The sequence below is a fragment of the Mesorhizobium sp. CNPSo 4684 genome, assembly GCF_057784315.1.
In genome coordinates this window covers 1-9,268 of sequence record NZ_JBWLUX010000067.1, presented here as the reverse complement: position 1 = coordinate 9,268, position 9,268 = coordinate 1, and the positions used below count along the sequence as shown (strand labels likewise).

8 protein-coding genes are annotated in these 9,268 nt (G+C 60.6%); 1 reads left to right on the top strand and 7 read right to left on the bottom strand.

The genetic code is table 11. The features are described from left to right. Positions 1-338: 338 nt before the first annotated feature. From AC04SG_RS32415 to AC04SG_RS32390, 6 genes are all read right to left on the bottom strand, one after another. The gene (locus tag AC04SG_RS32415; protein WP_488554343.1) at positions 339-650 is read right to left on the bottom strand and encodes a type II toxin-antitoxin system RelE/ParE family toxin; all 312 of its coding nucleotides are present in this window, start codon (positions 648-650) and stop codon (positions 339-341) included. A 3-nt stretch (positions 651-653) separates the two neighbouring features. Then, positions 654-920, bottom strand: a complete 267-nt coding sequence (locus AC04SG_RS32410; RefSeq protein ID WP_488554342.1) for a type II toxin-antitoxin system ParD family antitoxin — start codon at positions 918-920, stop codon at positions 654-656. 59 nt (positions 921-979) lie between these two features. Continuing rightward, positions 980-3,040, bottom strand: a complete 2,061-nt coding sequence (locus AC04SG_RS32405; protein WP_488554341.1) for a recombinase family protein — start codon at positions 3,038-3,040, stop codon at positions 980-982. Further along, complete coding sequence (locus AC04SG_RS32400; RefSeq protein WP_488554340.1) at positions 3,037-3,312, bottom strand: hypothetical protein; 276 nt, start codon at positions 3,310-3,312, stop codon at positions 3,037-3,039. The genes AC04SG_RS32405 and AC04SG_RS32400 overlap by 4 nt, the downstream gene beginning before the upstream one ends. A 180-nt stretch (positions 3,313-3,492) precedes the next feature. After that, a complete protein-coding gene (locus tag AC04SG_RS32395) occupies positions 3,493-4,095 on the bottom strand; it encodes a hypothetical protein (RefSeq protein WP_488554339.1) in 603 nt (200 codons plus the stop codon). A gap of 750 nt (positions 4,096-4,845) precedes the next feature. After that, positions 4,846-6,600 carry an adenylate/guanylate cyclase domain-containing protein gene (locus tag AC04SG_RS32390; RefSeq protein ID WP_488554338.1) on the bottom strand — a complete coding sequence of 585 codons (1,755 nt, stop codon included), beginning with the start codon at positions 6,598-6,600 and terminating at the stop codon, positions 4,846-4,848. Between the two features lie 275 nt (positions 6,601-6,875). Here AC04SG_RS32390 and AC04SG_RS32385 point away from each other — a divergent pair, with 275 nt between their 5' ends. Further along, positions 6,876-7,508, top strand: coding sequence for a tyrosine-type recombinase/integrase (locus AC04SG_RS32385; protein ID WP_488554337.1), 633 nt, complete (start codon positions 6,876-6,878; stop codon positions 7,506-7,508). 407 nt (positions 7,509-7,915) lie between these two features. On the opposite strand, the gene AC04SG_RS32380 is transcribed toward AC04SG_RS32385, so the two are convergent. Beyond that, positions 7,916-9,268, bottom strand: a 1,353-nt coding sequence (locus AC04SG_RS32380) for a tetratricopeptide repeat protein (RefSeq protein ID WP_488554336.1), incomplete at its 5' end; no start/stop codon positions are given.

Below are 9,268 nucleotides of genomic sequence, written 5' to 3'. Positions count from 1 at the left end.
TCCGAGTGTCGCTTACGCGGCTCTCTTGAATTTCACAAGGGCTTATTCAGAAGCAAACTGCTTCGCCGCCAGCGGCGCACCGCCCTCGTTCGTGAGGCGTATATAGTCGCCACCCACTCAAACTGTCAACACCGATCACTCATGTTTTTTCGATTTCTCGCAGAGATATCCACGGGGCTGAAATTCGTGAGTTGGCTTGGCTGAAATTATGAGTGTGTTCCGCGGTCGGATCACTTCCACGAAGCTCCCATCCCTCGGCGGCAGCTGCGCGCCATCGGCTTGAAAATCGTCTGCTCTGCCCGGTAAATGTCGACCACAGCACCAGCCTGAGCAGTGCTTCAGAGCCGATCTTCCAGCAATTCCGCCGTGATGTTTCGACCGGCGAAAAAGATGCCTAGGATCAGGACCCGCTCGGCCTCGACCGCAAACGCAATGCTGACGGCGCGGCGGTAGCCGATGATGCGCAGACCAGGCATGATCTCGACCCGCTCCGTGCCGCGCTGTGGAAAAGTCGACAGGCCGAGGCAATGGTCGCGGATGCTGGCGATGAAATTCCAGGCGATCGCCGGCGACGCACGCTCGGCTATGTCATCATAGAGCTGTTCGAGTTCAGCTTCCGCCTTAGGGTGGAAGACAATGCGATACTCCATTGCCTACTTGGCTTTCGCCTGCTTCGCGCGATGACGCGTCTCAAGCCGCGAAAAAACCGTCTCGGCAGGGATAGCCTTCGCCGGATCCTGCCGGAGCTCGGTCAAACGCGTCGGAATCTCCTCGCGCAGCCATCTTTCCCGCTCCGCCTCGAAATCCTCGAGCATACGCAAGCCGGCGCGAACAACCTCACTGGCATTGTTGTAGCGGCCTGATTCGAGCTGCTTCCTGATGAAGCTCTCATAGTGGTCGTTCAGTGCGTAATTGGGCATGGCAACCTCCTGAAGAGATTATGGTGCGAATCAGGATCGGTAGCAATAGATAGCAATGATTAGCAACACGCACACAGCCGCGCATCGTTTCCATGATTTGCTGGCAAGAGAATGATCGTCCTCTCGTCCTGCTGCATCGAAATGCACGAATCGCGCCGATCGTGGTTCGTGCCCGGGATCGTCCTCCAGTATTCGAAGTCAACCGGCTTCGCTTGGTGCGACTTCGCTTGGGTGTGGTTGCAGATTGCGAACATCAGCCTGGACACAATCCGAGAGGACGCACCTGACCGCAAGGCCACCGGCGCGGGATGCCGTTTCGAGAAGCGGGGCGCCGAGAAAGTTGGCTTGGGAACAGGATTTGGCTTTTCTGTCCCGCAGCGTCGGCTTCGCCTCCTTGCGGGCCCCTGATGGAGGTTAAAACCGGCCGGCCACCACAGCAAAATACAAAAAAGCCCGCACGCGGCGGGCTTTTTGATTTGGTTGCGGGGACCCGCAACCCCTTTTGTCATAACGTCGGCAGACCTTTGATTTTGATCGAGCTTGGCGAGTTCGAGGATGCCGAACAGCTCGCCGCGCAGCTCGGCATGAACCTCGCCGCGCTTGTCGCCGGGCGTGAGCACAATCTCTCCGATCAACGAGCGCAGCGCCTCGGCGGCTTGGCGTCCGTCATCGTGGTCGGCAAGCGCTTGCGTGAGCTGCTCGACCCGCTTCTTATAAAGAGTGGCCATGTTGGGATGCAGGTCGGGCACGTCAGTGGGCACAACTGCCAGACGCGCGGTGATCTCCGCCTTCTGCCTCTCCAGATCTTCCATTCTCGCTTTCATCGAAGGTTGGTACAGGCCATCCTCGATCGCGCTCATAATGCCGGCGATGGCGCGCTCGATCTTGTCGAGCGCCTTGCGGTCCTGCTCGCCTTGCGCACGACGCTCCTGATTGAGGCGATTGGTCTCCTGGGCGTAGGCTCTGATCGCCTCGGCCACGGCATCGGGCGAGACGAGCCTTTCCTTCAGGCCTGTGAGAACGCGCTGCTCGATCTTCTCGCGGGTGATAGTGCGGCCGTTGCCGCAGATGCCGCGGCGCTGGTGGTTCAGGCAGGCATAACGCTCGCGAGTGAACAGGCCGTAGCGCCCGCCGCAGCAGCCGCAGATGAGCAAGCCGGAAAGGAGGGAGACTGGCCGCTTCATCGTGTGCAGCTTTCTCGCTCGGGCCTTGCGCGTGGCGATCGCCACCGCTTCGAATTGGTTGGCGATGGATTTCTGTCTCTCCTTAACGGCCTGCCACAATTCGTCGTCGACGATTCTGAGATGTGGCACCTCGGTGCGGATCCATTTAGGTGGCGGATTGGCTCGCGACACGCGCTTGCCGGTAGCGGGATCCTTCACGAAATGCAGGCGGTTCCAGACCAACACACCGATGTAGAGCTCGTTGTTGATTACGCCGGTGCCCCGGATTACATGCCCGCGCACGCTGGTATCGCCCCAGTGTCGGCCGAGCGGACCAGGAACGCCCTCCTTGTTGAGGTCGACGGCGATCGCCTTCGGGCTCTTGCCGGAGGCGAATTCGCGGAAGATGCGGCGCACGATGGTCGCTTCCTCCTCCACGATCTCGCGGTCGCCCCGAACCGGTTCGCCTTCGGCATCCAGTTTCTTCACCACCCGGTAGCCGTAGCAGAGCCCACCCCCGGCCTTGCCCTTCTCCACCCTGCCCCGAAGGCCGCGATGGGTCTTGAGAGCAAGGTCCTTGAGGAACAGGGCATTCATCGTGCCCTTGAGGCCGACGTGCAACTCGCTGATCTCGCCCTCGGCCAAGGTGACGATGGCAACGCCGGCAAATTTGAGATGCTTGAAGAGGGTGGCGACGTCTGCCTGGTCGCGGCTGATGCGATCGAGCGCCTCGGCCAGCACCACCTCGAAGCGGCCGCGCTGGGCATCGCGCACCAGATGCTGGATGCCCGGCCGCAGCACGGTGCTTGCGCCGGAGATCGCCGCATCCTCATAGGTTCCCGCCACGCTCCAGCCGTCACGCGCTGCCTGCTCGCGGCACAGCTTCAACTGGTCCTCGATGGAGGCATCCCGCTGGCTGTCGGAAGAATAGCGGGCATAGAGTGCGACACGGGTCATGGCGGCAACTCCTCTCCCCTGTTCCCAAGGGGTTTGCCATCCGGCTCCCTGCCCTCTCCCTCTTGGTGGCCTGGCCGATTGTCGTTGGCCGCCGACCCCGCCTCGAATGCCTCCCCCGCCAGCTGCCGGCCGATCAGCCGGGCGATATCCAGCACCACCCGATCCACCCTGGCCACCGCGGTGTTTTCAGGGCGACCCTCGGGGCTGGCGGGATCGCCGTTGTCGTTCGCCGGAACCAAAGCCTGCGGGCCAGTCCTGGTTTCCTCTGCCATCGCGGTCGCTCTCTCAATGGTGGATCGACCCGCCATCAGAGTCCTCCGGACGCCGAAGGAAAGCACGGAGTTCATGGGGTAGAGCCATAGCGTGCAATGACTTGCGCGTTGCGGTTTCGTCTCGAACGTCGAGGTCGGGCCGCACGCGACGAGTGGCGAGGCGGGCGTATCAGAGGAGCGCTACTCGCCACGGTGCTCCGGCTCGCCTTCTTCTTCCAGCGCAGCGACCAGCTTGACTGCGGACTCCCAATGCCTGGCAACATCGCTCCGCGTCCGTTCCCGACTCAGGCGACCAGCCGGCAAGTCTCCCGCGATCGCCTTTAAGTCACGCAGTACGGAAGCTATGTGCGGCCACGGGAAGTCGGTAGGGTCACCGATATCCCGGTCAGCACCGACGACCATTTCCAACTTGGCGATGACGCCGACGAGCGACGTAGCCGCGACTTCGGGGATCGAATCTTGAAGCTGAAGAGCTTCGGTCATCGCAAAGACCTCGGCTTCGCAAGCTATGAGATGCTCAGAGTCTAGACCTGTAGTAGGCACTGATAGTTGCCACGGCATCGGCTCGCCTGCGGTCAATACCTGAATTCCGGTATTGACCAACGTTCTCATCTCGAACCGCTGCTGGACTCGACACAACAGCAATGAGGCATATCGAGCTCGTTGCCACTCGCTCCATAGGCTCAAAGCCGAATCTATGGCTTGGGGTGCCGAACTGTCAGGCTCGTCGCGTTGCCGGCCGATGACGAAAGGCAAAGTCGTGGTATTGTCGGAATCAACCATGATCCGAGCTCCAAACAGCTTGGGTTGTGGTCAGGCCGAGCGACGTGTTCGAGCACGTTGTTCGGCCGCAAAGCGCAAACCACAATTTACGTACATACCGTACATTACGGACATAGTCATTGTCAAACACGCCTGATGCTATTGATAACAAAACTGAGCGCTTCGAACTGCGGCTTACGAGTGACTTGCTTGCCCGCGTTGACGAATGGCGCCGAAATCAGCCCGATCTACCCACCAGATCGGAGGCCTTCCGACGACTTGTCGAGGCTGGTCTAGGCTCTAAGACAGTCGGTAAGCCAGAACCAGGCGGCACATGACTCTAGAGGAATTGCCAGAGCGCTCCGGTCTGATCGCCGGCTATATAAGTGCCATTGAATGCGCTAATGTTTCAGCACGTGCTCTTGGGCGCATCGCCGACGCGTTAGGAATGGAGCCGGAATCACTCGTTCGCAAAGCGAACGGCAGTCATTCAGAATAGGACCGCGCGTAGCCGCTCGCGAGCGCGCCGTAAACAGCGCCGCAGCAAGCGAGTGGCGGTTTGCGCCTCATGTCAGCCACAGAGGACTACTCTGCCAGTGCCCGAGAGCAGACATCGCTGATGCCCCCCCAGACAGTAGGCTCCTGGACAAAAGTTTGAACGAGCAGCCGTTGCGGCCAAGATGGCGTCACCAAGGGAGTGGTGCCTTTCTGCTAGCTCTTCCAGAACCGAACCGTCTGGTCTCGGCTTCAAAGGCGCAATGCACGAAGTTACTAGTGCGGCATTCCCGCCATCTTCAGAGCCTCGACATACTTTTTCCGGTCTTCGAGTCGTCGGAACGGCGGCAGCACGTCAGCAATATTTACAAGCCGCAGCGCAGGAGCGACCTTCGCATGTCGCTCGATCGTCTCCTTCGCTTGACCTGAGCGCCCGGCTAGGGCGTGGCTGGCGGCAGCAACGCGTAACGCGCTTGCGTAGTTGGGTTGCTGTCGAAGCGCCCGCTCCGCCCACAGTAACGCGTCGTCGTAGTGGCCGGCACAGAAGTGGGCCAGCGCGGTGCAGAACTGCCAAGAGTAAATTCGCAGATCGAGGGGACTGAGGCGCATTGCGCGCGCGGCGTGCTCAATTCCCTTGTCCGGTTGGCCCAAACACGTCTTGACCCAGCTGCTGTAGCCCCACGCCAAAGCCAGGTTTGGGTTCAGCGCAAGCGCTTCGTCGAGGCGGGCCGCGGCCTCTTCAATGTCGCCACCGACATAGCCAAGCACGTAGCCGCCAAACGAAAGCGCAATGGCATCGTCGCGACCGAGGTCGATCGCTCTAGAAGCAAATCCAAGCGCCTCCTCGACTTCCTGCGTGCGATCGACCATCCAGCCATTGCTCTTCCGAGTGGAATAGCATCGCGCGGCCCTGGCGTGGGCGAGTGCGAACTCTGGGTCGCGGGCGATCGCTTGATTGAAAAGCCGCAGCGCCTCCTCGCCAGCGGCCTGGGTGATCGTCCGGTCGAAGGTAGCAAGCCCGCGTAGATAGTAGTCATAGGCTTCAAGGCTCTCCGTCGGCTTGCGTCTGGCGCGCTCGATCTCGGCCTGCTCCATTTTCGGCGCGATTGCCCCGACGATGCTCGATGTGATCTGGTCCTGCAGATCGAACACCTCCGCCAGCGCGCCGTCGAAACGGTCGGCCCACAAATGTGCCCCTGTCGAGGAATCGATGAGCTGGGCTGAAATGCGCAGCCGTTCGCCAGATCGGCGCACGCTGCCCTCAACCACATAGCGAACACCCAGCTCGCGCCCTACCTTCTTCACGTCCACGGCACGGCCTTTGTACGCAAAGCTCGAATTGCGGGCGATGACCAGCAAGTGGCGAAAGTGAGCGAGCGCTGTGACTATGTCTTCAACGACACCATCTGCAAAATATTCCTGCTCCGCATCGCCGCTCATGTTCTGAAACGGCAAGACCGCAACCGATGCCTGGTCGCGCTGGCTGGCAAGCGCCCGCGGCTCGATGCGAAGTGACCCTTCCAATCTAACCTGAAACACGCGTACCGGGTGCTTGATGTTTTTCAATTTCCGCTCGCCGAGATCCTCGAACGCAAGACCCAAACGATCACCGACTTCATGGCGCACCGAAGACGAGACTACGATCCCGCCGGGCTCCGCCATGCTCTCAAGCCGAGCGGCGACGTTAACTCCATCGCCGAAGATATCGTCGTCCTCGACGATCACGTCGCCGAGGTTGATCCCGATCCGGAAGTCGATCCGGCGATCGCCCGGCTCGCCCTCGTTGCGGCTGGCCATGCCGCGTTGGATCGCCGCCGAGCAGGCCACCGCATTGACTACGCTGGGGAATTCTACAAGCATCCCGTCGCCCATCAGCTTGACGACGCGCCCCCGATGCTCGGCAATGCTGCCGTCGACGAATTCCTTGCGATGGGCGTTAAGCGCCGCCAGGGTCCCGGCCTCGTCGACGCCCATCAGCCTAGAATAGCCGACCACGTCGGCGGCAAGGATAGCGGTAAGGCGGCGCTCCATAGAACAAGCCTGGCTTCGTTAATCGGAGCAGCCTAGCGCGTTTCACGACGGTGGCTAGCCGGATTCGGGAATCAGTCGACCTCACGCTCGGTCGTCCGCATTGCTGTTCTTACTGGCCCTGCAGCATGTACAGGGGCAAAGCATGTATATTCGGAGCTTAAGGGCAGCGCGACAGCCAAAAGCGGACGTTCAGCTTGCGGCCCCAAAAACCGCAACAGACGGTAGTGCAAGGCGGAGAAAATCTCCTTGGCCGATGTCGGCCAAGGAGATTGATCATGGGTATGTCACAATATGATCCGGGTTCGCAGGAACGTCGAGCTTGGAATGCTGGCCGCAAGGTCGGAGCCAAACGAGCGTTGAAGCCACGTCAGGTGTGGGCCGTTCGCTTCTTCCTCGATCAGCACCGTCGCGTCCGTGACCGAGCACTTTTCGATCTGGCGATCGATAGCAAGCTGAGGGGCTGCGATATCGTAAAGATCAAAATCGGCCAATTGGTCAGCGGCAGCCAAATCCGGACCCGGGCGATCGTCGTTCAGCAAAAGACGGCTCGGCCGGTCCAATTCGAGTTGATGGATGATGCGCGTACCAGCCTTCTGGCATGGCTTGATCGGCGCGGCGGCGCGATCGACGAATACACCTTTCCGAGCCGCATCGATCACGCCGATCATCTGAGCACACGGCAATATGCGCGACTGGTCGATGAGTGGGTGACTGGCATCGGCCTACGCCGGGAGGAATACGGCACGCACTCCCTACGGCGGACCAAGGCGTCCATCATTTACAAAGCCACCGGCAACCTACGAGCGGTGCAAATCCTACTCGGCCACACCAAGATCGAGAACACGGTGCGCTATCTCGGTGTCGACGTCGAGGATGCACTCACTTTGGCAGAAGGGACAGAAATTTGACCACCCCGGCTCCTTGCGACCAACGAGGAGCCGGACAGGTACGCGCCCGATGTCGGCCGCAGAGAACAGCTTTGCCACCTCCGGAGAGCAGACATTGGCGGCGACGACGCTAGAGGTCGCGGTTGCGCCAAAAACGGACAATCAGCCATTGTCCTGCCGAAGCAGCCATTGCCTATGTCCTACGGATCGCCGACAGGGCTTGAGATCGAGCAGGGTGCTTTGCCACAGGCGCCCCCATCGCTGGCCCACGCGACGAGTTGGGATCAGTGACCCACCCCTGATATGACGCGGGATCGCTTGTACGGCGCCCTACGGCGATTTGTGCAGGGCCGACGCCACCCATGGTGCGGTCTTTGCGATCTCGGTGCGTTCCCAACTCGCGATCGGTATGCGCCAACCTGACAGCGCTATTCCGGCAGCCCCGCCTTTCGCAAACCTTCTGCAAGCAGAGCCATATGGGCTGGGACGGCTGAAACGACGTCGGCGAGATTGGAAATTCGTTGGCCAGGATCGAGGGCGAGAATTCGGCTCACCACCTTTTGCGCGTCCTCGGTTCGGCCGGCGTGAGCATAGCTTGCAGCCGCATAGCGCAACGACCCCAAAAAGTCCGGCTTTTCCCGCAACGACCTTTCGGCCCAAGATGATGCCTCCTCAAATCGACCAGCGAAGAGATGAGCCACTGCAACCGCATTCTGCATATCGAACATGAGCGGGTCGACCGGGCTCATGCGTATCGCAGTCGCGAGGTGCTGGAGGGCGGTTTCCGCATCGCCGAGGTCGACTCTGACCCAGCCGCTGAATAGCCACGCAGTAGCCAGGTTCGGATTGAGCGCGAGCGCGCGATCAATGAACGCTGCCCCGCTATTGTTGTCGCCCACGACAAACGCGAGCGCGTGCCCGCCGAGTGAGAGCGCAACCGCATCATCCCTGCCCAAATCCACTGCCTTCAGAGCCAGGCGCTCGGTTTCGGCGGTTTCCTGCTCACGATCCGTCATCCAACCGTTCGCCTTGCGCATGACGCCACACCAGGCGGCCATGCCGTATGCCGAGGCGAATTCAGGGTCGAGTTCGATGGCCTTGTAAAACAACTGAAGGGCGTTTGCGTTGGATTCCCTGGTCAACTGGTGGAGGCTTGCTATCCCACGCAGATAATAGTCGTAAGCGTCAAGGTGCTCGGTCGGCTTGCGCTTGGCCCGCTCGATCTCTGCCTGTTCCAGCTTCGGAGCGATCGCTCCCACGACGCTCCGGGTCACGTCCTCCTGCAGGTCAAAAACGTCCTCCAGCCCCCCGTCGAAACGGTCAGCCCATAGATGTGCACCCGTTGCCGCATCGATAAGCTGCCCGGTGATGCGCACCCTGCTCGCCGCCTTGCGCACGCTCCCTTCAAGCACATAGCGCACACCAAGCTCGCGCCCGACCTGCTTAATGTCCACTGCCCGGCCCTTGTAGGTAAAGCTCGAGTTGCGCGCGATGACGAACAGCCAGCGCGTCCGGGACAGCGCGGTAATGATCTCCTCCACCATGCCGTCAGCGAAGTAGCCCTGCTCGGGGTCGCCACTGAGGTTGTCGAATGGCAAGACCGCGATGGACGGTTTTTCGGGAAGCGTCAGCGTATCCCTTTTCGAGAATGCCGAAGTGGGTTTTGCTCGACTGACTCGATAGGCGCGCACCGCGTCCACGATGTTGTGGACCTGCTGGCTACCGAGGTCGGTGTAGGCATAATCCAGTTTGCCTTTGACCTGCTCGTAAACGTTGCTCGC

Excerpts from the sequence above, each read along its gene's own strand:
- AC04SG_RS32415 (WP_488554343.1), bottom strand. The coding sequence starts at position 650 with ATGGAGTATCGCATTGTCTTCCACCCTAAGGCGGAAGCTGAACTCGAA.
- AC04SG_RS32410 (WP_488554342.1), bottom strand. The coding sequence starts at position 920 with ATGCCCAATTACGCACTGAACGACCACTATGAGAGCTTCATCAGGAAG.
- AC04SG_RS32405 (WP_488554341.1), bottom strand. The coding sequence starts at position 3,040 with ATGACCCGTGTCGCACTCTATGCCCGCTATTCTTCCGACAGCCAGCGG.
- AC04SG_RS32400 (WP_488554340.1), bottom strand. The coding sequence starts at position 3,312 with ATGGCAGAGGAAACCAGGACTGGCCCGCAGGCTTTGGTTCCGGCGAAC.
- AC04SG_RS32395 (WP_488554339.1), bottom strand. The coding sequence starts at position 4,095 with ATGGTTGATTCCGACAATACCACGACTTTGCCTTTCGTCATCGGCCGG.
- AC04SG_RS32390 (WP_488554338.1), bottom strand. The coding sequence starts at position 6,600 with ATGGAGCGCCGCCTTACCGCTATCCTTGCCGCCGACGTGGTCGGCTAT.
- AC04SG_RS32385 (WP_488554337.1), top strand. The coding sequence starts at position 6,876 with ATGGGTATGTCACAATATGATCCGGGTTCGCAGGAACGTCGAGCTTGG.